Raw genomic sequence first — 22,623 nt, forward strand, 5'->3', positions numbered from 1 at the left:
CGCTGAAGTATCGCATCCGTACTTCACTACGTACAACGTAGTGCTACTACTGCAGAAACCTTATCGGGCTACTGACCGCACTACCACTTGCCTTCTCCGACCAGATTTTAATCGCCTCTCATGCCAGAGCTCGCAAAAACAGCAAGATCAATGTCATAAGAGATGCTGCGAACGCTTCCATCACAGTACATTGTTGAGAAGGCGCCTAGATGCGCGCTTCCGAAACGCCAAGAGTCGTTCATCGCATTCCGTTCGGAATCCCTAATTGGAACCAGGCCGGTTGTGCGAATTGTGTCGCAGTCATATCCAGTGTAAAGACTTTCATTATCCCCACCGAAGGTCTGATAAAGCTCTCTGTCGCTAGGCACGTGTTTTTCGCCGACCGCGATAGTTCGCGACATACCACGAGTTACTTCAGTAGACTTAGTCTCGCTTTGTTGAAATATTACTCCGGTGCTAAGAGCTCTAGGTATTCGCTTTAAGCCAGACCGCCCCTTCCACTCATCAGCCTCGCTTAGGTTTACGGGGCCTGTTGTAGTCACCGGGTTGTCCCATGCGCCCAGACAAGCCGCGTAATCAGATCTTGCGAATTCAATGGGGATCGCGTTGAGTTGTGGAAACGCGACGCCATACAAATAGGGATGAGACCGCGGTACCCGCCTCGACGGACAGGTAAAAACGTCGATAGGATGGGCGACCGCGCTGAGAAGAGCCGAATTATTTGCGCCATTCCCAACACCTACACTAAACTGATCGCGTACTGCACCCTCCCCCACGAACGCAAGCAGCGAAAAGCTCCACCCACCAGGCTGCCTATGTCCATAACCCTGCTTGTTGTCACCCAGCCAAAGCCACCCCCATCCTCCTGTGGGGAAGTATCCGAACTGCTGTTCGTGCAGAAGGGTTCCAATTCCCAGTTGACGCAGATTATTCTTGCACTGCGACTGCCTGGCCGCTTCTCTTGCAGATTCGACTGCTGGAAGCGCTAATTGAAGCAACAGCCCGACAATCGACAGCGTTACAATAAGCTCCAATAGAGTGGCGGCTGTATCGCCAGCACGGCAACCTTTGCAAAGCCTGCGACTGATCATACTCACCCAACACTTCCGGGTTACGAGAACTGCAAGTATCCGTGATTGATCTGGACCCGCTTGTTGACCTCTCATCGATTAAGCAGTTGAACCACTGGGGCACAGGCAGCTATGATCAGCTGCTGCTAGCCGCCAAATTGATCATACCTGATCAATTGGTTACGCTCACGCTGTATGTGGCCATGGGACAGGCTGCAAGTGTCTCATACGTAACCCTCGTAGTCAAGATCCGTATGCAGATCACTGCAATCGCGGCAATACGTCTACTAGATCCCTTCTAGTTGCTCAAAACCGATCCTCTAGCAATGCCACCATTTGCGTCTTGGCTGTGGCTAACCGTCTAAGCCGACACGACAGCTGCATAGTTGCTCGCGTGCACGGTCGTCTCTACGTTAGGGGGGGCGGGTAATATCCACAGGCGTCTTAAAGTGTCCCCATGGCATTGTCTAATCGTATGCTTCGGTGCGGACGTAAGCAAGAATATGCGTTCGAAGTCGTATCTTTACTGCTCCGAAGGAGGCAAGCAGCACACTTTATCCTAGTGCTGCTGTTAGCAGCCCACACCACTGCCGTGGCGTACAATATATTTGCGCACAGTCCAACCGTCAACGAGCCCGCACATCTGGCGGCCGGACTGGCATTTTGGCATTTAGGGCGCCTAGATTTATACGAGGTTAATCCGCCCTTCGTGCGGTGCGTCGCCGCGCTTCCAATTCTCTTGATAGATCACGAAGTAGACTGGGCTGCGTATAGGGCCGATGCGAGATCCCGATCAGAATTCGCCGTTGGAGCTGACCTAGTACACAGGAATGCTGGCACCTTTTACGTCATGCTTTTTATTGCAAGACTTAGTTGCTTGCCATTCACAATAATAGGGGCAGTCACCTGTTATGCATGGGCGTCGGACTTGAGCAGTCGCACTTCTGGGCTACTCGCCGCAACATTGTGGTGCACGTGTCCAAACATACTAGGGTATAGTGCGACACTATTTCCCGACTCGCACGCCTCCGCCGTAACCGTTGCAGCAGCTTATCTATTTTGGAAATGGTTGAGAAATCCTAGCTGGCCTAATGTCGTCGTTGGCGGAATTGTTCTCGGCATTGCCGACTTGTGCAAGTTTACGACGCTCGGCTGCATACCCGCTTTTCTCGTCTCATGGTTAGTTTACCGTCTCGCACATGGTAACTTGAAGACCATGAAGTGCACTCTGATAGATTGCTCAATGATGATGACGCGATTGCTCGTCGCGCTAGCTGTAGTTAATGCGGGGTACCTATTTGAGGGAACATTGCAGCCCCTCTCGCGATATAAGCTAAGGAGCGAATTCTCCAGAAATCTTGCCCCCCCCCCTGTGCAAGGCAGTGTGGCAAGTGAGCAAGAACGAACTGCTCTGACGACATTTGCAGAATGCTTGCAGCATTTCCCGATACCGCTGCCGCAGAGTTACATCCGTGGAATGGACTCCCAACAGGTCGACTTTGAAAATTACGGGCGTCCGTTCTTCATGGCGGGACGCTGGAGTGAGACCGGCTTTTTTTCATACTACATATACGCGTTAACTGTAAAGACGCCCACCGCGGGCATCTTCCTGTTTGCACTTGCTTGTGCTCGTCGCGTTGGAGCGTTCTCGGGACCTCATTCGCTTGCGGATGACATCGCCTTGCTATCGCCTGCGTTTACCATCCTGCTTATAGCTAGTGTAAAGACTGGAATCAACGAGCACTTTCGGTATATACTGCAGGTGCTTCCATTCGGGTATGTGTTTATCGCATCTGCGTGCTTTGGGAGAACGAAGCGGAGTCGTCGCCTGCCGCTAACACTGCAACGTTTTTATAACTATGCACAGTACATCCCCAGGTTTCTTGTAGTTTGGTTTGTCGTTAGCAGTATATGGGTATTCCCGCACAGCCTATCGTACTTTAATGAGTTGGTGGGGGGGCCGCGAAACGGTCGCTTTCACTTGCTGGGAACCGCAATTGATTGCGGGCAGGATCATTTTTATGTTGAGCAATGGCTGAAAACTCAGCCAGCTCAAGATTGCTTCGTGGCCCTTTTCGCTTTTCGGTCGCCGGCTTCGTTGCTACAGAGCTGCGCAACGTGTGATGAATTGGCATCGAACGCGCACGGTGCGTTATCATCGGTAATAGTTAGCGCGAACATCCTTGGCGGAATGCCTATCCCTGTAGAAACTGCTTATGGCGTATGCGAGTTTTACTGGAATGATTTGAACATTAGGATAGGTCGAGATCCAAGACCTTTGACCTACAGTACTCTGCTTACGGAATGACGTGGGTATTTAGTGGAGCTCTTGATTTGGGGCGGCGCTAAGGGCGTCTGATCCCATGGAACATTGGGTTAACCAGAACATATGATTAGAATAGTCTGCAAGCTAAGTGTCTTGTGCGGCGCCCTTGCTTGCGCGGCTTATGTGGGCTGGCTCGCGCTGGATGGCGAGCAGTACAAAGCTGCTACCTACATTGATGTTCAGATTGCTGGAATGAATGCACATGTTCTGTGGGCTTCTGGCGGGACTGTCGGGCGTAGTGAAGCCAATGCATCGCCATGTATTGTATTGCTTCACGATGCAAGTGAAGACCTTCGGCATGAGAAGAATTATGCCATGGCAATCGAACTAGCTGCGCTGATACATGACGCGACAGATAGAAAGGCGACTGTGCTGACTCCGCGCTGTCCCGATCTATCCACCTGGGACTCCCAGGAACTTGCAGGATTGCTGACTGATTTTAGTGCCAGGGACACTGTCAATCCACTTCGCGTGCATCTCATTGGTGACGGGATGGGCGCATTTGCAGCGTGGGACCTCGCGGCTTCATCGCCCGAGAAATTCGCTACTGTTACAACGTTTGGAGGGTTTCCAACCAGGCCTATTGACCGGATGCCCCCGGCCTGGCTGTCTCAAACGCGTCTGTGGCATTTCGATAGTACGGTAGACCGCCGCGGGCTTAAGCAAGCAATTTCGGCGAATCATTATTCGTATGCGGTTTGGGATCAGGCATTTGCGCAAGGGGATATTGTACGCACAACGCGATTAGACCATAGCTTTCTGCGATCCGCGAAAAGAAAGGCAGCAGCGTTGCAGAGGTCGGGCGCTCTGGCGTGGACGATGCGGTCTGAGTCAAGACTCGCTTACAAAGTAGCGTGGGATAATGGAATGCCTGAAGAAGGAAGCGTCTGTACTGGCAACATAGTGCGGAGCGGGATGGACGGCGACCAGGTGATGGGACAGGTAAGGGTACATCTGCCAAAGGATTACAAATGGACGATTGAAAAGTTTGAGAACACGCTGCTGCTATATATTAGAGACTTTGAATCCGATTCGGGGCTTCTAGCTGATGGTACGTTAGCGGCTTATGACGGCAAGTCGCCCTCCTGTATCGTTGTTGAGATGGACGTAAGGTTATTTACAGAGAATGGCTTCTCTATTACATCGGCTTGTGACTTATTGGATAGAATGTTTGTCGTAAACCCTGAGCGGATCTTCGGGATTGCTCGGGGCGTTCTAACGCGCCTCCTCTGGAAGCAAGCAACGGAGGATCCAGATATTTTTGCTGGTTTAATTCTAGAAGATTATCAGCCGCCATTAGAATTCGAACACGATGCACATAGGTTGTACACATTGCCCAAGCTATTCGTGCGTCCTTCGCAGAGGGCAGCGGCGGCTATCAAGTATATGAAGAACGTTGCGAGTTACGTTGCCCCGAATGGCGTTTTGCCGTCACCTGCGTCCATTGAGCCAAGCGACTCGGAAGTCGATTTAAATCAGAGCATCTTAGGCTGGATGGCAGTGCAAGTAAATAATCGACGGAATATTGAGCGAGACGCATGGCCGACCAATGTCCCCAATTTAGCGACTATGGCGAGTCCCGTTACAGCTGCAAGGTTCGAACGTCATCTTGTTGATCGCGTGCCTCTGCAGAAGGTGGGGATAGACGAGTACTGGCTATATAGCCCGTGTTTTTCCTCTGTTGAAAGTCCGCGATTGGTTCTTTGGCTGCATGGGCATGGCGACGCGGAACTAAAGCTTCACAGCGGTGCCCTAAAGTACATTGACTATGCTTTTGATGGACCTAGCGGTCAAGAGATCAGAAAAAGCTTTATCTGTGCGCCGCAATGCCCTGATGGCGAGGCTTGGTATTCTTGGGACGGTGGATCAGAGACTGAACGAAAGGCGGATGTATTGGAGTCTGTGGATCGACTGGTTCGGGAGTTGAAAAGTCACCATGGCATACGAAGCCGAGATGTACACCTGGTAGGTATTAGCTCTGGGGCTGATGCCGGGTGGGAACTATTGCGCAGGTTTGGTGAAGACTACGGGGGGGCCGTCCTTTGTGGTAGTCGGACGAATTGTAAGATACATCCGGATGCATTTGCAGGTAAGCGATTGTGGGTATGTAATTCGATGTGGGATCCTTACGGGACAAAGTTTCCTCGCTCAAATGCAATTGCGGCAAGGAATGCAGGGGCTGAGGTCGTTCTCACCGAGATCGCGTCGACCTCGCATTTCTGTTGGGCTGAAGCTCTGCTGGATTCCACTAGCCTCCTGTGGGTGTTGAAGTGAGGTGACCCGCTTCAAGTTCTTGTACCGCCCGTTGTGAAGGCGAGAGTTGGGTAAAGGCGCTGCACTGCTGGAGCGGAGAAGGCTGCTGAGACGTATCCGAAGCACCCTTCAGATCGGAGGAAAGGGCCGCGCACTCAGCCAGGGCGACGTACACAAGCGATCCGTGCGGCCGGTGGTGTGCGTAATCCTTTCGCTAGGCGGTGGTGAGCCTCCTCGCCGCGGCGAGCGACTCGAACTTCTCGATCGCCACGAACTCGTCACGCAGCCGGCTGTGCCGTTCCGCTAAGTAGCCCTGATAAAACCCCCGCTCCGATTGGCACGAGTTTTGCGCCTTGTTGATTTGCTTCTGGAGCGAATTCAGCAGGAGGATGAAGATGGTGGCTTCACGGATGCCGGAGGAGTTCTTTGTAGAGTTGAAGGCCCACCTGCCGCCGGTGCTACGGGCGGGGCCGCGCGGGGGGCGGCCACGCGTGGCTCACCGCACCGTGATGAAGGTGCTGTGGTGGGTGCTCGCAACCGGCAGTCGCTGGGAGGAAGTGCCCCCGGTGATGGGCTGCAGCGGCCGCACGGCCCACCGCAGCTTGCGGGCGTGGGAGGAGCTGGGCGTCTGGGACCGGCTCCACATGTACCTGCTGAGACGCTTGCGGAAGGCGGGCGAGCTGGAGCACGCCACGGTGGTCGTCGATTCGGTCACCGTTCGGGCCTTCGGCGGCGGCGATCGATCGGGCCCCAGCCTCGTGGACCGGCGAAAACCTAGCTCTCGGCAGACGCTGCTGGCGAATGGCAACGGCATGCCATTGGCGATCCGAACGGCCGAGGCCAGCCGCAACCGCGGCGACGGCCCGCGGCGGTGCCGCGAGCTGCTGGGCGCGAAGGTCACGACGATCCCAGACGCCGTTGAGGCACCCGGTGACCACACTGCCGAGTCGACGACGTCAGGGGACTGCCTGAATTGCCAGTCAAAGCGGCAGCGGTCGATCGAGCTGCAACCCGCCCACGGCGTGCCGACGCGACTGGCGTTGTCTATTCGGCGCCGGGACCAACTTCCTATACACGTTATAGGCGTCGCCATGCGCGACAACCTTGTTGCAATTCGAGGCGTGATCGCCCTGCTTCGAACCGACACGCGCCGATTATTTGAAACTCGCTCTCGGGAGTACGGATTGGCGCCAGAGCTCGATTCGACGCCCAAGGAAACCCTCAACGCGCTGTCGAATCCCTCTCTCAGCAGTGCACCGACTGGGCTACGGGGCAATACAATCCCCACAGGACGCCGACCACTCGGTTTACTCCAACGCGTTGTATTCGAAGCGCCGTCACGAGACATCAATTGGCACCCTCTACGCGGGCACTTCCGATACAACAGAAAGCGTTATGACAAATAGAGGCGGCCAATCGTAGGAGGGCGGCGGCTCTTAGCCCTGTCCGACCGCTTGCATTCTGTCAAATCCGGTTTCGATTCCGACGCCATACGGGCGCTTAGAAGAGCCTACGGCGCGGCATTGTCAGCACCCCTCACCAGCCGGCGTCGAGAGTTCTTGACTCATGGGGTGGAATGAGGCACAATAAACCAGTCAAACTAGTCAAACTAATGGAGGCGGGCATGCCGCACACCGAATGGAGCATCGCCGACGCCAAGAGCAAACTTAGCGAGGTGCTGAACTTGGCCGAGCAAGAAGCCCAGATCATCACCCGCCGCGACCGGCAGTATGTCGTCATGAACGGCGACGCTTACCGCCGCTTGACCGGCGCTCAGCCCACGCTGAAGAATCTGATCCTTGGCGGTCCTAGCCTCGACGGGGTTGATCTCAAACGAGACCTGAGCCCCGGCCGGGAGCTAGAACTGTGAGGACTCTGATCGACACGTGTGTGCTTTCAGAGGTCCAACGGAAGCAGGGAGACCCGCGCGTCAGGGCAAGGTTGGAAGCCCTTGCCGCAGAAGATATCTTCTTGAGCGTTCTCACGCTCGGCGAACTGAAAAAAGGCATCGACAAACTCAAGGCCAGTGCCCGTAAGCGCGCCTTAATCGACTGGTTTGAGCGAATTGTGCTCACATCTAAAGACCGCATCCTACCGGTCGATACCGAGACGGCCATCATCTGGGGAGAGATCGCCTCTATAGCGGAGCGGAAGGGCAAGACGGTTCCCGCGGTCGATGGCTTGATCGCAGCGACAGCTCTGCGTCACGGACTGCATCTGATGACCCGCAACGTGAGCGACTTCGAGGCGACCGGCGTGATGCTCATCAATCCTTGGGAGGGCGTGTCGAAGCAGCACGACTAGCCGCGACCATCAGCCTACTAATACCACTCTTAAGTGAGTCAAACGAGGCTCCAAGGGCCGCTGGACTGGACTGCGACACGCTGCGTCACTTGGTGTTCACGCCAGTAGTCAAACGCGCGAAGCTGCCGGTCTGAGTGGCACAGAAAGTGGCACAATTTGGCACAGACTTGGGTTGATTCTGGGCAAATGGGGCGTATGTTGCGCTCAGCTTTCGGGCCGGAAACCCTATAAAATAAGCGGTTTTCGAGAATGACGCCGATTCAGCCCAATACCTGGGGGTCAAAAGGTCGCAGGTTCGAATCCTGTCGGCCCGACTTTCTAAGCGGTTGAACAGCAACGACTTACGTCGATGTGCTGGCGTCCGCGGAAAACCCATGCTGTTTTCAATGCTTTTTTTCCTCGGTCTCTGGGCAGCCTCTCGGCCGGCCCCGAGCGTAGAGGGGACCAGGCGGTAAGCGAGCGCCAACTCGCCCCCGTTCCTTGCACAACCAGTCCCCACTTCGACGAGGCTCATCATGTCGCGCCAGCCCACGCTGCGCCGCCGCTGTTCCCTACCAAGTCGCCCGCACCCGCTTCGGCGAGCACCTCGCCAATCTCCGCCGCCAGCCGTTGCCGACGATCGACCTGCCCGACCGCTGCGTCGCGGAGGTTTGTAGCCGCCACCTCGAATGGGCGCAGAAGAACCGCAGCAACAACCTCTTCCGACACCCGCCGCACCGATCGACGTGGCCGCCCAGCACCTTGGTGCGACAGGCCACGATAGCGCGGAACGCGCGGTGCTGGGCGTGCGAGAGCGTCTTGCCGTACCCATCGAGGAACCTCGATCCATCTCCCCGGAACACCTCGGCCGCATCGAGCCGAGGCCGCTCGGTCATGCCGTGGCGGCCGGCTCCCCGTTGAGGCGGTCGAGCGGGCTCTTCGTCTTGCGGATCGTCGCTTGCGAGACGTGCGTGTAGAGCGCCGTGGTGGTCACGCTGCGGTGACCCAAGAGCACCTGGATCGTCCGCAGGTCGGCGCCGTCTTCTAATAGATGCGTGGCGAAGTTGTGACGCATCGTGTGGGGCGAGATATTCTTGCTGATGCCCGCCTTCTAGACCCGGCTATCGCTGCCCTCTTCAACTGCCGATTCCCGTTTCCAGAGAACCGACAAAAGTAGACCTGCTCTTAGTGAACCACGGTCAGACCGCTTCTTACCACCCCTCAAATCACAAGAAAACGTCGATTTCGAAGGCTTTACGGCGACGGATGGTGGGTTATGTTCGGCGTTATAGCATCCAGCGAATATTCTTGGCCAGCTTTAGCTGTCTCATCGGGCAAATCGCGATGTCAAATCAGACCTACGTTAGGAAGCACAGGCAACGGCGGCAGATTCAACTGATCGGGTTTGCCACCGCGATGCTGGGTTTGGCAGTTCCGATGCTCGACGCAGCAACTGCCGCCGAGTTGGGGTTTACGTTCACCGGGCTTGTCGCGGCGTATCCCCTCCCGGGACAATCTCCTTTTGGGCTGCCGGTGGCGTCGGTTGGCACACCCGTTCGCGGCCACTTTGTCTATGACACGTCGCTCACGCCGACGTACGACCTGAGCAACCCGAACAAGGCCGCGTTCCGCTCGGTCGTCCACGGCGGGTTTGCAATCGAGATTGACGGCGTCGCCAAAATCGTCGCCAGCGATTATGCGATTCAGGTCGCGAATAACGTAACCCAGCCATCATCCGGTGCGGTGACCGACCTCTTCGGCGTGTCGTACTCGGACGCTCTCGTCCCGGCCCCAACAATCCCGTTGCTGATGAACGGCCACTCCGTCACGCAGGGGGCGTTATCGATTAACTTCGTTGCCCCTCCAAACTTGATGGATGCTCCCGAACTACCGGGGCTTCTTTCTTTGGAGGCACTGCTCGCGGCAGGGGAATCGCCGTTTCATTTCGTAACCGACACGACCAAACCATTCCTCTTTCCCAAGCTCGTGTTTGCCATCGATTCAATAGAGTTCTTCGACCCGCGTGGCGATTTCAATTTCGACTTCGTCGTCGACGAGCACGATTTGTCGCTTTGGACGGAGAGCTACGGATCCTCCAACGCCCTCTCCGCGGATGGCAACCGCGACGGAGTCATCGACGCCGCCGACTACACCGTCTGGCGCGATCGCTTAGCCAGTATCGCCGCGGTAGTTCCCGAACCCTCCGCGATGGTGGTCGCCCTCGCCGCTATCCCGCTGTTGGTCGCCATGCGATGCGACTGCAGCGAGGACTAGATTCGCAAGCTTCAACGAGGTTCCCGTGAATCGCGGCCACACCATCATTGAGTTACTAGTGTCGATGGGCGTGATCGGCGCCCTCGCCTCGTTGCTTCTGCCCGGCGTCCAGTCGGCCCGCGAAAGCGGCCGGCGGGCAAGTTGCCAGAATAACCTTCGGCAGGTCGGGGTCGCATTGCTTCAACATGAAGCTACTCACATTGAGTTCCCGGTGGGAGCGGCTGGCGGAGGATCGATGGGCGTTTCGTGGATGGTTCGCATCGCCCCATACCTCGAAGAAATGCAATCTTACGACCGCCTCGACCTCAGCGGGGGCAAGCACGGGCTAGTAGTCGTCCATGCCGAAAATGGTAGAGCGATCGACGGACTGGAGATCGCCACGCTCGCATGCCCTTCTAGCCTGATCCCGCAGCTAAGACAGGTAGGCGCTTTCCAACTGATGATGCCATCGTACGTGGGGGTCTCAGGGGCAAGCAACCACGATGGTTTCCCAGAGCAACGCGTGGCTGAATGTTGCATTCCACGGATGGGGGGTCAGATCTCCGCGGGTGGAGTGCTCGTCCCCAACTACTCGGTGCGCGCGATGCAGATTACTGACGGCCTTTCTAATACGCTCGTCACAGCGGAATGCTCGTCATACTCATACACGTCCGACGGTCGTGAACGAAGAATCGATGGGGGATTCCCAAACGGTTGGATCGCCGGGACGGCGGCCCGAGGGGTCCCCCCTGAATACCACCCGGGGTTTGCGCCGCCGAGTTGGAATATCGTCACCGTACGGTACACGCCCAACACTGCCGACTACGATCTGCCTGGCGTCGATGACAACCGGGGACCTAACAACCCTTTCACCTCTAACCACCCGAACGGAGTTTACGCCGGATTCGCTGACGGGCGAGTCGTATTCCTCGACGAAAAAATTGACCTAAGCCTGTTTAAATCCTTAGTGACACGCGATGCCAACTGATCGAATGTTGCATACAACTGGCGCTACGAAATTTCAACTCCCTTATTCTAAAAACAGTGAGTCATCGCCCATGTCACGTCGAAATTTTGTATTCCTTGGCCTCGCGCTGCTTATCCTTTTCGCGATGGTGGTGGAGCGCTCTATCGCTCAAGAAGGCGCCGACCGCGCAGCGAAGGTGGCCGAGCCCTACGAGGAGACTTGCATCCTGAACCCCATTACGGTGCTGCCGGTTGGCACTCTGTACGCGGCTGAGTTCCACGAAGACGAAGATTGTGCTGAACCGTGGCCTACGTACGCAATCGGTGAGAGCGACAATTGGCCGGAGATCTGCGAGAACGAGGAATGCACCGGAAGGTTGAACTACGCGAACTTTCCGGGCCTTGACTATCCGGTTCATCCGTCGTACCCGCTTCCCGTTTGCGCTGAGGCGGAAGAGTGTGTCGACGTGCTCCGATGGAGATACGTAAACTTCCAGTATGCCCCTCGGACGCGAGAAGACGGAAAGAGGGAACAGGTCGAGACGCTTGCAAAAGTGTTTACCTATTGCCTGTTCGGCCGCAATGACGACCATCGAAACAATCCTCTGCGTGTCTTTCACGTGGCCTTCGAGATGCAAAGCCCCGCGAGCGGCGATGTCCAGCACTACCGGGTTTCCACTGAAGGGATTCGCGAACTGCCCGGGGGTAAGGCGTTTGCTTTGCAGTACGAACGCGGGGCTCGGATACTGCTCCTCACTGCTCAGTAAGAAAACGGAAGTCGTCGGTGTCGAGACGCGGACGACTGCTCCGAACGCAGCGAAATACTAGCCGAGGCCGTACTTCGTGCCGCCACAAAACAACGGAAGCCATCGCATTGCGTGATGGTTCGTCCGGCTCAATTCCACTGTCGAGGCGGTCGCGATCCGCGCCGCGGGCGATGCGGGTGTCCGAGAGCGAAGCGACGCTGTTGGTGAGCGTCCTAGTCCCTGTCGCCGCTCCGGCCGGAGTTGTGGTCCACTCGGCGAGCCCTGCGAACAATCCCTTAATGCCGGACGAATGCGCCCCTTCGTTGCTTTTCGACCTGCGCGAGATCAGCTCCCACTCTCGTTCAGTAGGCAACCGTTTGCCCGCGCGCTCCGCAAGCTCCACCGCCTGGTCGTAGCTGACGGTTGCGGGTGAGTTCGGCGCGCCATGGCTGCGTGGATCCCCAAAGGGTCGCCCCTGCCGTAGCGCGAGAGCTTGGGCGAAAGTCGTTGGGTAGGGATCGACTAAAATGAAGTCGTCGACCGGCCCATCGGATTCAGTCGGCACCCGCAACATGCCTTCGACCACTTGGTTCGGTGGCGCCTCTATCGGTGGCAGTTCAATAACATTGTTCTCGCGGATCAACCAGCGTGTGTGGCGAAACTGCCCGGGAGCATCGACTGACTTGGCGGGGACTCGTCGAAAGACTTCGTGAAACCGCCCGTCGTTCCAGCGAGCCGCAACCAAATAGTCACCCGGGGTGAGTCGCGCATTCCCTGGCGCCTCGATCGGTTTAGACGACATCTCTTCGACGAGTAACCGTCCGGTTGTCTCCTCGATTGGCACAAACGCGACTTGCGCTCCGGGGGGCGCCGTCAGGATTGCGACTTCCCGAGCGCCACGAAGCTCACGATTCTGCAACTGCAGCTCCCGGAATGCCAATGCTGTTACCGCCAGTAGTGTAGCGAGCAACACCACTACTGCTGCGGCGGGCCTCCTTTGCACGGTCTGCAGAAGCCGTCGCAATGGGTTGGCCCGCCGAGCCAAGATCATCTCGCCCCGCTGAAATCGGCGCAGGTCAACGGCTAGTTCTTGCGAGGTCGCGTACCGGCCTTCAGGCCGCTTCTGAAGAGCTTTGCGACAAATCGTGTCGAGGTCGCGCGGGACGCTACGTCGGAGCCGACGTGGCATCGGCGGGTCGATATGAATGACGCTCAATAGCACGGCCGCGCGGTCGCCCGAGTGCGGCGGCTGTCCAGTCAATGCCTCGTAGAGGATCGCACCTAGTCCGTAGACATCGGTCCGACAATCGATCTCCGAGGTTTTGCCGAGCGCCTGCTCGGGCGCCATATAGGCGGGAGTCCCCAAAAGTTGTCCGTGCGCCGTCAAGGCGCTCGCGTCGCGTTCCCACTTCGCCAACCCGAAATCGGTAATGCGGGGCACGCCGTCCAAGTCCAGGAGAATGTTGGCCGGCTTGAGGTCTCGGTGAACGACGCCGTGCTGGTGGGCGTGGTGCAACGCTTCAGCGAGCGCTGCGGCCAACTCGACGACTCGCTTCACAGGAAGTGGCCCCGCTTTTAGCTCGCGGCCTAGATCCCCGCCCTCGATGAACTCGGTGGCTATGTAGGCATAGGGGCCATCTCTGCCAACGGCATGCACGGTCACGAGATTCGGGTGCCGGAGCTGCGAGGCGGCTTGCCCCTCGCGCAGGAAACGCTGCCGGACGTCCGGCGACATGTCGATAGCATTTGGTAGCTTTAGCGCGACGGTGCGGTCCAGCCGAAGGTCATGGGCCTGCCATACCTGCCCCATCGCGCCTTCGCCCACTTTTCGTACAAGGCGGTAATGAGCAATATCGCGTCCTTTGACAAGACCTTCTATCGCCGGCGCGACCCAAGAAGCCGTCGGCTGCTCTGCGCCCTTGGAGTCAATCCCGATATGGAAATCGAGTGCCTCGATCTGTTGGCGGAGCTGGGGGTAGCGAGCTAGATATTCGTCGCGAGTAACGGTTCGCAACCTGCTCGCGTAGTCGATGTCGAGCACAAGCAGCTCGTGCACCAGCCGATCATGCAATCTTGGATCGCACTGTTGCGCAAACTTGTAGAGATCGACACTTTCGCCTCGGCGGAGCCTAGTCTCACACTCATCACAGCGGACATCGACCCAATCGTCATCTGACAACGGATTCGGTGAGTCAGACGCTGGCTGAGGAGGTAGCATTGCCTAGGTCCTCGGCCCATCGCTTGCGAATCAACTGGAGCTTGCGCTCGACGGACCGGGGGCTGATCGCGAGCTCCCCGGCGATCTCGGAGACAGTGTAGCCTTCGATTCTCGCGATTGCGACGCGTCGCACCACGTCATCTCGCAACATCCCGAGCAGCCGCCGCTGCTGCTCGTCTATGACCAAAAGCGACTCTGGCGTTGGCTCGTCGCCAACGAGCTGGTCGAGAGAGAACTTCAAGTCCCTGCCGTACGACGCCTGAAGGGCGGATTCGGTACGCACCCTACCCCCCCCACGCTTGAGAGCTGATTCACTGCGGTGGAGGTCAACGACTTTCTGACGGCTAATGGCTAGCAGCAGCCACCACAACTCGTCGCGATTTTGGACGTCGGCGAACCGCCCCATTTCAGCCCCTCGGCACACTACAGCAAAGACACTTTGCGCGATGTCCTCTTCATCGGAAACTCGATGAGAAGCCGTTCTTAACTGCCGTTTCGCGAACAAGACGAGCCGCCCCGAATAGCGGTCCCAAAGCTTTTGCGCTGCGGCAAAATCGCCGCCTTTCAGGCTGGAAATCCATTCGCTTATTGAGCCAGTGGTCACGATCGAGAGCCTAGTTTCTGACTTTGCCTACTCCTCTCACACTACCCAGACGCGTGGAGGTGGCATAGACCGCAGCGCCCACCTTTTCTTGCGTATGCCCAACCGTCTTCACTTTTTTGGCGGGCGATTTTGCTGGAACCCGGTTGGTGAATAGGGCCGTTCAAGGGCTACGAGGAAGCGAATGGCAGGCAGCGAGCGTACGCACAGCCATGCCGACTCGACAGTAAGGAAGACTTCCGCTTGCAGGACGCAAAGAAGCAAAACTCACCCCGATCTAGGAACCCTTCAATGTCGTGTGGCTGCAACAGCCGCGGGTCTGCACCCGCCATTGTGCAACTCAGTCTCGATTCTCTCGCGTCGCTGAAATCCCAGGCCGCTGAGTCCGCACCCGAGGGTTACACGACCCAACGCCTCTGGATGATCGGCTCGCGGCCCGTTCTAGCTACTGGCACGGCCGACGGAAAGAAGGGATGTGTGACAATCCCGCAACTTGGCGTCCCCATCAAGCTCTGCTGGGAGATCAAAGACGCCGATCTGATCCCGCCCGAAGTATCGGTCCGCATACGGGTCACGATCTCGGTCGCGAACACCGAGTACTTCTCGGCACTTCTTGTTTTCAAGTGCGATAACTTGCTGAATCCCTCTAGCTGTACGGTGTCGATCGAAGGGGAGCACTCTCTGCTCGAAGCATTTGGTCCCAGCTGCGACTGGTCTTGCCTGCGAGACTGTGCGCCAGGCTGTCTGTCTTGTGGCACCAACTACTGGTGCTGGGCCGGTTGCGCAGGCGCATGCATTTTCCGCTGCTGCAGTCTTTAGGCACGAGGGTTCGCGTCGAAAAGACGTCGAAAGTGCTTCTGTAACCGATGCGCACCTATGTCGTCGTTTATCGAAGGGATCGACGCCTGCCAGATACGGAGGCGCCGTCCGCAACAAGCCCCTCTTGAGCTTCTTATTGCCGTCTAGAAACCTATGAGAGAGTAACTATGCGTACCATGCCAACCACTGGGCGAGTGGTCCTAATCTTGTCGCTGGTCGCCTGCGTCGTTACCGGCGCCCGAGCGGACGACGCGGCGGATCTAAGCCGACTGAAGTCCGCTTTACGAATCGCGGCGGGTCCAATCGATGAAGGGCAGCAAAATAATCGGAACTCGCTCGGCACGGGAAGTGTCAAGCATTGGCTGACCTATCCGGGCGAGCTGTATGTAACTCCTGACAGTGACAACGAACTCTACCAAGGTAAGGTCGCGTACCATTTTTCTGGACGCGAACGTCACGCCGACTACGTGCTCGGTGGCCAGCGTGGCACTAGCGACCATCAGGCCTCCGGCAGAGTCACCGCTCGTTACGAGATCACACGGAGTGGCTCTGTTCTGATCAAGGATCAAAAAAAGCATGGAGGAAGAGGCCGTGTCGGCAACGCCATTCTTGCCCATATTGGAAGGCTAAACGGCCAAGATCTCCGAGAATCCGCTCAGGAACTAGCTTCGGACGTTAGCGCCGATATCGTGTTCTCTGATCTTGTCCTTGTGGAATCCGTCGCTGATCTTCTCCAAGAATTCGCGACCGCCCCTCCGGAGAGCGGTGACGCCGAATTCGATCAAGCCGATTCTGCGGAACAACGCCAGCTCTACGAGACGCTCGCGGCGGGTGCAGCAGCGATCCTGCATGAAGAAAAATCTGTCCTCCAACTCCAGTCATCGATTGAGCAAGCCGAGCAAGGACAGTTGCTGAGGCTAGTGCGATCATTGGCCGATGATTTGGAGGCGTCGGGAGAATCGTGTCGTCCACAAGCAGCGGTGTTGAGGTTGTTCGCGCAACAGCTCGAAGGGATTTCTGGAGACGATGGCCATAGCGAGCTATCGCCCGAAGCGATTGTCGACTACCGAGATAAGCCCGCGGCAAAAAAGGCCGCCGAGTTGCTGAAGTCACTCGCCAAAGGCAACGAACGATCGGCTGGATGGGAAGAGTTGTCGTTCAACACATCGACAGGAGAACTTCGCGGGAGAGCGTATATCCGATCTCGACACGTAATCAAGGTACGAGTTCCGTTTGATGGCAAGAAGAAGGTTGTTGTCTACGATTGGAAAGTGAAAGGAGACTTCCGCGGTAATCCCAGCACCGGAGACGCCAACGGCACAATCGACTTCGGCCGTGGAATTCGCATCGACGCTAAAAAGATTCTCCAGTTTTTTCCTCTAGAGGCAGCCGAAGCCTCCCAGTCTAGCAAGCTCGAAATCTCACCGGTCGTCTCTACTGCGGCTCACGAGGGCGAGTCTAGTTCCGTTGCGAGCGCGATCACAGCCAGCTTCCGGCCCGATCTACAGGTCGAGCGTATGGAAAAGCTGAACGAACTCGGACTGGCTTCAGAGGAGGAAGCGATCGGCCCCACAGACCGTTCCATAGTTCTTCATGCAAAACAGGCTGTAAATGCAGACGACTTACCCTTAGTGGTCGCTGCGGACCAAGAATTGCCTCCCATCGAGACCTTCTTCTTCGAGCCACCGGAGTCGGTTTGCTTGCCCGATGAACGTGTGCGTGTCACCAACACATCGACCTATCCTTACAGCGCCAACTGCCAGCTCATTATCAAGTTTGTCGGCGGAGGCGGAGCACGGGGCACGGGGTGGTTGATGGGGCCGCGTCTTGTAGTAACCGCCGGGCACTGCGTGCATCAAGGTGATGGCGGTAACTTCTTTGAAAGCGTGGAAGTAATTCCTGGCATGAATGATTCGGCCCGTCCCTTCGGTTCGCAAGTGATTCCCAGCTCGCGTTTGCGAGCATCGAACGACTGGAAACAGAGTGGGCTCGTGCAGAGTGACTACGGCGCTATCCTGTTAAATTCAGAATTCCTTTCGCGTACTGGCGTAAGTCCGGGGAGCCACAATATCGCGGTGGCACGAGACAGCGACCTCCAAGGCGCTGAAATTCTCCTATCTGGTTATCCGGGCGACCGGCCTATCGGCCAGCAATGGATGGATCGCGATCCACTGCAAACTGTCCAGCCGGGCCGACTGTGGTACATGCTCGACACCTACGGAGGCCAGAGTGGCTCAGCCTCCGTTCTCACGACGAGCGCCAAAGCGGTAGGGATTCACAATTACGGCGGCTGCCCTAACAAGAGCACCCGTATAACAAGTGGGGTGCGGGCCGATCTTGAGCAATGGCTCCAAGAAAGCGACCAGCCATAGCACCGACGCTACTCATCACTGTCACTAACCGGGGCCCGCCAACTACGTTGGCGGGCTTCTTTGTGATCTTGCCGGTACCTCGGTTACCATGGCGCAGGCTTGGTAATCCGCAGCATGCTATGAAGCTCTGAGCCGCTTATCATGCCCATAAAGTATACAGTGACGCCAATACGAACCATCCAATGACCGAACCTTGAACGGGCTAGGCAATAACTCCGGGATTTGAGCGTCGATTGTCGCCGAAGCGCTTACCCGTCCGATAAGCAATGTAGTGACGATCTTTACGAGCACCCTGCGACGTAAGGTGTCGAGTGATTGGCTTTCAGAAGCGTGGCCGGATGATGGGCGAGTGGTCCGAAAGTCAAGTGCGGACGCCCAGCGAGAAGAGCAACCCTAATGTGAGCGCCCTGGATACCGAACTCTCAACGATCAAGTCGCTCGACGGTGTGAAGACGACGTTCACGCAACATTGTAGCCAACGACCAGCTGCATCCCTTTGCCTTCCCGTCGCAAAAGGTAGGTGGGGGTAAATCTATGCTGCTTTCCGTGCTGCTTTAAATGAAACTAAATGCAATTTTGTGCATGCTCTTGCAATGGGTGGCGTTTCGTAAAGCCCTGTGATATAAGGGTTCTTCGTAGTCGCGAGCGTGTTTGAAATACCGTCTGAATCGGCCTGGGGGTCAAAAGGTCGCAGGTTCGAATCCTGTCGGCCCGACTTTCTTCAGATAGAGGCCCTTCGGCGAGAACGTCGAAGGACTTTCTCCATTCAGGGACGAGACTTACGTCGTCGAGTCGGTAGTTCAAACCGATGATTTCAAGCAGACGACGTTTAGCCCGGTAATCGGCCGTAAGCCACTTCTCGCGAAGGACTTGCGAGAGTTCAAACGCCTTGATGGCGATCTCATCCATTTCGGCCCGGCCGCGGTCGGTCGCTTCGAGTTCCACGCTGAGCCGGCCGACCTGATCGCGCAGCACCGTCGACTTCGCCGCGTACGTGTTGGCGTCGATCTCATCGAGCAGCCTCTACAACCTCGAAAAGCGGCGGGAAGACCGGCCAGATCGCCCCGCGGCGGGGCAGGACAGGCCCCAAGCCGAAGCTCGCCGAGCACGGCGAGCGTCTCTTCGAACTGGTCGAGGAGCAGCCGGACGCGTCGCTGCGAGAACTCCGGGATCGTCTGGGCGTGGCCGTCTGCATCGGCACGGTGCACAACACGCTGCGGCGGCTGGGCGTGACGTTCAAAAAAAGTGGTGCACGCCGCTGAGCAGGACCGGCCCGACGTGGCGCTCAAGCGGACCGCCTGGCGGTTCTGGCAGGCCCACCTCGACCCGCGGAAGCTGGTGTTCCTCGACGAGACGGGCGCGAGCACCAAGATGACGCGGACCCACGGCCGGGCGGCGTGCGTGGTCGATCGGGTTCCCCATGGCCACTGGAAGACGACCACCTTCCTCGGTGCGTTGCGGCCGAGGGCATGACCGCCCCGCTGTTGGTCGAAGGCCCGATGAATGGTGAGGTCTTTCTGACCTACGTCCAGCAATGTCTCGCGCCGACGCTCCGGCCGGGCGACACCGTCATCATGGACAACCTTTCTAGCCACAAAAAGGGCCGGGGTCCGCGAGGCGATCGAAGCGACCGGCGCGCGGCTAGAGTACCTGCCGCCCTACAGCCCCGACCTCAATCCGATCGAACTGGCCTTCGCCAAGCTCAAGGCCCTGCTCAGGAAGGCCGCCGCCAGAACTGTCGAACAACTCGGACAAGCCATCAACGCCCTGCTCGACAAGTTCCCTCTGGACGAGTGCCTCGCCTACTTCCGACACTGCGGATACCGAGAACGGTATTCGTGGAAATGCTCTAGTGCCTATCCTTCGTACGATTTTGCAGGTACAATAACGGTACCTGCTCCTTCACCCTTCAGGAACCAGCGGATGTCTGCCGTGACGGTGACTCGGAAGAATTTTCTCGAAGACCGGCAGGGGCGGACTTTCTCGGACGTGCTGAACGACCCGGCACAGCCCTTTGACGACGTGCTGTCGTTCTTCAGCGATTCCAACCGGCAACGACGGATGGAGGAGTCGGAGATTCACCACGATCGTGCGCCGCTCGCAGGGGTGATCCGCGAGCTCGAGGCCGAGCCCGCCATTGATGAGTACTTCGCCGCGGCGCCCTCCGTTGAGACGAAGCGATTTCGCCAAGCGATTGGCGTCTTGGTGCGGATCGTCATGGAGCGACGCGGGTGGAAGAAGACCGGCCGCAAGGGTTCGATGGGAGTGCGTGCTACGGCTTCAGCAGATCACTCTTCCTACAACACGGGCGGGCTGGCGTTTTGGTTTGTTCGCGCCGAGCGTTACGAGCTCGGCAGGGGCATGCCGTTCGAGTCGGTCTCACAGCGGTGCAAGCGGTTGGAGTCCTGCGGGCAACTCGAACGAGATTCGTCTCTCGCTTCCTCTCACAAGCGCTAGGTAACCGACGGAAGCCGTTCTCCCATTCGAAGTTCGGCTTCGCAACGAAGACTACGCCTGCTTAGTCGTCGTTGCTGGCTTGCAGCCGGCACACGTTCTGATCTCATCGCTTAGCTCCGTTTTTGTTTTCAAGTCCAGCGAGCCGATTGTGTGCGGCCGTGTCACGGGTCGCTGTAGCTTCCGGATTCCGTACGGCCCTGGCGTCTCGCACCGGCAGCTCAGAGCCCTGGTTTCCGCATTGCCAGGCGTGTTGTTGGGCGCCGACCTCAAGGCGGGTGAAACGCCCTGAGCGGCGACAAGCTTTCTTTGGCGGCGTGTCTGTAGCCGCCAGATTGGAAAAGTTGCGTCGCCGGCTGTTGCGAAGTATTCCGTCGCGCCTGCTTGAAGTGGCGTGACAACAAGAACTGTTAGAAGGAAAGACGAAGTGATGGCAATTGATTCAAAACCCCAAACTGTGCCGCGCTACTTTCTCCTGACGGAGGAAGAGGCGCCCGATGGCCCACGCTGCCACGACTATGTCGGTGGGCCCTGTGCGGCGATCTTCGGGTTCACCGATCAAGCGGCCTTCGATGTGTTCCGTACCGGCGTCGACGCGACGCGGCGCCCTTATCCCCTGCTTGGCGTTCGCCTGGCCCGTGCGATGGAACTCCCCGGCCTACAGCTAGTGGTTCTCAACGCCCGCGGCCCTCACGAAACGACTTTTGATGCGGCCACGGCCGAGGCGGTCTTCGCAGCGCAGAAGGCGCCGGCTAGTCCGCTGACGGCGTCGCATCGGCTGTCACTAGGCGCTGATTCAACGGCTTACGACGTCCAGCCGATGGACGCGTGCGGCGAGGACAGGAATGCGAACGACGCTGCTCTCGTATAAATGGTTCAGTGATCACGACCTGACATTACTTTTCGGCTGACGCGAAGGATTCGCCTGCCGTCGTACTAGAGATGCACTCTTGAGGAGAAGGATGAAGATGAGCGAGAAGAAACCCGAGCCGCTGCAGCGGCCTGTCGCCCAGAAGAAGTGCCCCGTGTGCGGTCACTCGTCGTATTCCATCGATGGCATCCACCCCCAATGCCATCGCGCTCAAGCCGACAAAACGCGGCTCGCCAAGCACGCCGCCGAAGTCCGGGCGAACCCGCCCGAGCCGGACGCCAGCGCCAAGAAGACCGGCTTCAATGGCGCCATCCGATTCGGAACATGACGCTCCGCCATCGAGTTGAACGGCTGTTTGGTCCTGAGGACGTGCGGCCATTGAACGAACGCTTCAAAGTGCTGGGGGTCTTCAACCCTGGCGCTGTCGTTGTTGGCGACGAGGTCGTGTTGCTGGTCAGAGTAGCTGAAACGCCATCCGATGAGAGGCCCGGCTTCGTGGGACTGCCTCGCTATGATGCGAGTGGCGACGCGGTCGTCGACTGGACGCCCGTCGCCGAACTTGATTGCACCGACCCCCGTGTGGTGCGGCGGGAAAGCGATGGCAGAGTACGACTCACGTCCATCTCTCATTTGAGAGTGTTGCGGCGGCCCGCTCGGGGCGATCCCGCTTGGAGGGTTGGCCCGGTGTTCCTCCCCGCATCGCCAATCGAGGAGTATGGCGTTGAAGACCCTCGCATCACCGAGATCGACGGTCGCTACTGGATCACTTATGTCGCCGTCTCGCGGCATGGCGCTGCGACCGCATTGGCTTCGACGCTCGACTTCATCACATTCGAACGTCACGGCGTAATCTTTCCGCCAGAGAACAAGGACGTTGTGCTCTTCCCTCGCAAGATCGATGGGAAGTACGTCGCACTCAACCGGCCCACGGCGAAGACCAACTTCTGCCGGCCGGAAATCTGGCTCTCGCGCTCGCCCGACCTGCTGCACTGGGGCGAGCACCAGCCCCTCCTCAGTGGTCTCATCGACTGGGAAGCCGAACGCATCGGCGCCGGACCGCCACCAATCGAGCTGTCGTCAGGGTGGTTAGTGATCTACCACGGTTGCGGCGTTTCGGATCAGTGTGTCGGCGTTGGCGAGTATTGCGCCGGCGCCGTTGTGCTCGACCTTTTCGATCCGAGGAAGGTTCTTCGCCGTAGCTCTACGCCCGTGTTGCGCCCGATTGCAGATTTCGAGCGAGAGGGTGTTGTGCCCAACGTGGTCTTCCCAACGGCGCTCATCGAAAGTGAAGCGACGCTGAAGGTCTTCTACGGCGCCGCTGACACCGCCGTGGGGGTCGTGGAGTTCCCGCTCAGCTTATTGCTCGGATCGCTGTGCGAACGGTGATTTCG

Annotated in this window: 18 protein-coding genes and 1 pseudogene; 13 read left to right on the forward strand and 6 right to left on the reverse strand. The window is 57.7% G+C overall.

Annotation, left to right across the window (positions count from 1 at the left end):
* Positions 1-107 precede the first annotated feature (107 nt).
* Positions 108-1,166, reverse strand: a complete 1,059-nt coding sequence (locus tag Spa11_RS23525) for a DUF1559 family PulG-like putative transporter (protein WP_145105227.1) — start codon at positions 1,164-1,166, stop codon at positions 108-110.
* Between the two features lie 2,323 nt (positions 1,167-3,489).
* On the opposite strand from Spa11_RS23525, the gene Spa11_RS00355 reads away from it, so the two are divergent.
* From Spa11_RS00355 to Spa11_RS00370, 4 genes are all read left to right on the forward strand, one after another.
* Positions 3,490-5,670 (forward strand): hypothetical protein, encoded by a 2,181-nt coding sequence (locus tag Spa11_RS00355; RefSeq protein WP_145105233.1) that lies wholly within the window; start codon positions 3,490-3,492, stop codon positions 5,668-5,670.
* Between the two features lie 374 nt (positions 5,671-6,044).
* The gene (locus Spa11_RS00360; RefSeq protein ID WP_197529627.1) at positions 6,045-7,055 is read left to right on the forward strand and encodes a transposase; all 1,011 of its coding nucleotides are present in this window, start codon (positions 6,045-6,047) and stop codon (positions 7,053-7,055) included.
* A 218-nt stretch (positions 7,056-7,273) separates the two neighbouring features.
* Positions 7,274-7,519, forward strand: coding sequence for a type II toxin-antitoxin system Phd/YefM family antitoxin (locus Spa11_RS00365; protein ID WP_197529628.1), 246 nt, complete (start codon positions 7,274-7,276; stop codon positions 7,517-7,519).
* Positions 7,516-7,953: a type II toxin-antitoxin system VapC family toxin gene (locus tag Spa11_RS00370; protein WP_145105242.1), complete on the forward strand. Its 438-nt coding sequence runs from the start codon at positions 7,516-7,518 to the stop codon at positions 7,951-7,953. The genes Spa11_RS00365 and Spa11_RS00370 overlap by 4 nt, the downstream gene beginning before the upstream one ends.
* 551 nt (positions 7,954-8,504) lie before the next feature.
* On the opposite strand, the gene Spa11_RS00375 is transcribed toward Spa11_RS00370, so the two are convergent.
* Positions 8,505-8,828, reverse strand: coding sequence for a transposase zinc-binding domain-containing protein (locus Spa11_RS00375; RefSeq protein WP_145105245.1), 324 nt, complete (start codon positions 8,826-8,828; stop codon positions 8,505-8,507).
* On the reverse strand, positions 8,825-9,034 hold the full coding sequence (locus Spa11_RS00380; RefSeq protein ID WP_315851350.1) for a tyrosine-type recombinase/integrase: 210 nt from the start codon (positions 9,032-9,034) through the stop codon (positions 8,825-8,827). Before Spa11_RS00380 ends, Spa11_RS00375 begins: the two co-directional genes overlap by 4 nt.
* A gap of 86 nt (positions 9,035-9,120) precedes the next feature.
* Between Spa11_RS00380 and Spa11_RS00385 the strand changes: the two genes are divergently transcribed.
* The 3 genes from Spa11_RS00385 (at position 9,121) to Spa11_RS00395 (ending at position 11,918) form a co-directional block, all read left to right on the forward strand.
* Entirely contained in the window at positions 9,121-10,206 is a 1,086-nt protein-coding gene (locus Spa11_RS00385) for a hypothetical protein (RefSeq protein ID WP_145105251.1), read from the forward strand.
* A gap of 25 nt (positions 10,207-10,231) precedes the next feature.
* Positions 10,232-11,173: a DUF1559 domain-containing protein gene (locus tag Spa11_RS00390; protein WP_145105254.1), complete on the forward strand. Its 942-nt coding sequence runs from the start codon at positions 10,232-10,234 to the stop codon at positions 11,171-11,173.
* Between the two features lie 70 nt (positions 11,174-11,243).
* Positions 11,244-11,918 (forward strand): hypothetical protein, encoded by a 675-nt coding sequence (locus tag Spa11_RS00395; RefSeq protein WP_145105257.1) that lies wholly within the window; start codon positions 11,244-11,246, stop codon positions 11,916-11,918.
* On the opposite strand, the gene Spa11_RS00400 is transcribed toward Spa11_RS00395, so the two are convergent.
* Together Spa11_RS00400 and Spa11_RS00405 are read right to left on the reverse strand one after the other, a co-directional pair.
* Positions 11,905-13,938 carry a bifunctional serine/threonine-protein kinase/formylglycine-generating enzyme family protein gene (locus Spa11_RS00400; RefSeq protein WP_197529629.1) on the reverse strand — a complete coding sequence of 678 codons (2,034 nt, stop codon included), beginning with the start codon at positions 13,936-13,938 and terminating at the stop codon, positions 11,905-11,907. The two genes, Spa11_RS00395 and Spa11_RS00400, sit on opposite strands and share 14 nt — an antisense overlap.
* A 151-nt stretch (positions 13,939-14,089) precedes the next feature.
* On the reverse strand, positions 14,090-14,719 hold the full coding sequence (locus tag Spa11_RS00405; protein ID WP_197529630.1) for an ECF-type sigma factor: 630 nt from the start codon (positions 14,717-14,719) through the stop codon (positions 14,090-14,092).
* Positions 14,720-15,741: 1,022 nt separating this feature from the next.
* Here Spa11_RS00405 and Spa11_RS00410 point away from each other — a divergent pair.
* Positions 15,742-17,907, forward strand: coding sequence for a trypsin-like serine peptidase (locus Spa11_RS00410; protein WP_197529631.1), 2,166 nt, complete (start codon positions 15,742-15,744; stop codon positions 17,905-17,907).
* A gap of 564 nt (positions 17,908-18,471) precedes the next feature.
* Here Spa11_RS00410 and Spa11_RS00415 read toward each other — a convergent pair.
* Positions 18,472-18,882 carry a hypothetical protein gene (locus Spa11_RS00415; protein ID WP_145105272.1) on the reverse strand — a complete coding sequence of 137 codons (411 nt, stop codon included), beginning with the start codon at positions 18,880-18,882 and terminating at the stop codon, positions 18,472-18,474.
* On the opposite strand from Spa11_RS00415, the pseudogene Spa11_RS23530 reads away from it, so the two are divergent.
* The 5 genes and pseudogenes from Spa11_RS23530 to Spa11_RS00440 form a co-directional block, all read left to right on the forward strand.
* Positions 18,876-19,731: pseudogene (locus Spa11_RS23530) on the forward strand (IS630 family transposase); the annotation flags it as partial. The gene Spa11_RS00415 and the pseudogene Spa11_RS23530 overlap by 7 nt on opposite strands.
* A gap of 99 nt (positions 19,732-19,830) precedes the next feature.
* On the forward strand, positions 19,831-20,364 hold the full coding sequence (locus Spa11_RS23175) for a hypothetical protein (RefSeq protein WP_231933292.1): 534 nt from the start codon (positions 19,831-19,833) through the stop codon (positions 20,362-20,364).
* Between the two features lie 454 nt (positions 20,365-20,818).
* Complete coding sequence (locus Spa11_RS00430) at positions 20,819-21,232, forward strand: hypothetical protein (protein WP_145105278.1); 414 nt, start codon at positions 20,819-20,821, stop codon at positions 21,230-21,232.
* 97 nt (positions 21,233-21,329) lie between these two features.
* Positions 21,330-21,560, forward strand: a complete 231-nt coding sequence (locus Spa11_RS00435; RefSeq protein WP_145105281.1) for a hypothetical protein — start codon at positions 21,330-21,332, stop codon at positions 21,558-21,560.
* The gene (locus tag Spa11_RS00440; RefSeq protein WP_145105284.1) at positions 21,557-22,618 is read left to right on the forward strand and encodes a glycoside hydrolase family 130 protein; all 1,062 of its coding nucleotides are present in this window, start codon (positions 21,557-21,559) and stop codon (positions 22,616-22,618) included. The genes Spa11_RS00435 and Spa11_RS00440 overlap by 4 nt, the downstream gene beginning before the upstream one ends.
* The last annotated feature ends 5 nt before the right edge of the window (positions 22,619-22,623 follow it).

The sequence above is a fragment of the Botrimarina mediterranea genome, assembly GCF_007753265.1.
Lineage (GTDB): Bacteria > Planctomycetota > Planctomycetia > Pirellulales > Lacipirellulaceae > Botrimarina > Botrimarina mediterranea.

Coding starts and splice junctions, on each gene's coding strand:
- Spa11_RS23525 (WP_145105227.1), bottom strand. CDS start 1,166: ATGAGAGGTCAACAAGCGGGTCCAGATCAATCACGGATACTTGCAGTT.
- Spa11_RS00360 (WP_197529627.1), top strand. CDS start 6,045: ATGGTGGCTTCACGGATGCCGGAGGAGTTCTTTGTAGAGTTGAAGGCC.
- Spa11_RS00365 (WP_197529628.1), top strand. CDS start 7,274: ATGCCGCACACCGAATGGAGCATCGCCGACGCCAAGAGCAAACTTAGC.
- Spa11_RS00375 (WP_145105245.1), bottom strand. CDS start 8,828: ATGACCGAGCGGCCTCGGCTCGATGCGGCCGAGGTGTTCCGGGGAGAT.
- Spa11_RS00395 (WP_145105257.1), top strand. CDS start 11,244: ATGTCACGTCGAAATTTTGTATTCCTTGGCCTCGCGCTGCTTATCCTT.
- Spa11_RS23175 (WP_231933292.1), top strand. CDS start 19,831: ATGTCTGCCGTGACGGTGACTCGGAAGAATTTTCTCGAAGACCGGCAG.
- Spa11_RS00435 (WP_145105281.1), top strand. CDS start 21,330: ATGAGCGAGAAGAAACCCGAGCCGCTGCAGCGGCCTGTCGCCCAGAAG.
- Spa11_RS00440 (WP_145105284.1), top strand. CDS start 21,557: ATGACGCTCCGCCATCGAGTTGAACGGCTGTTTGGTCCTGAGGACGTG.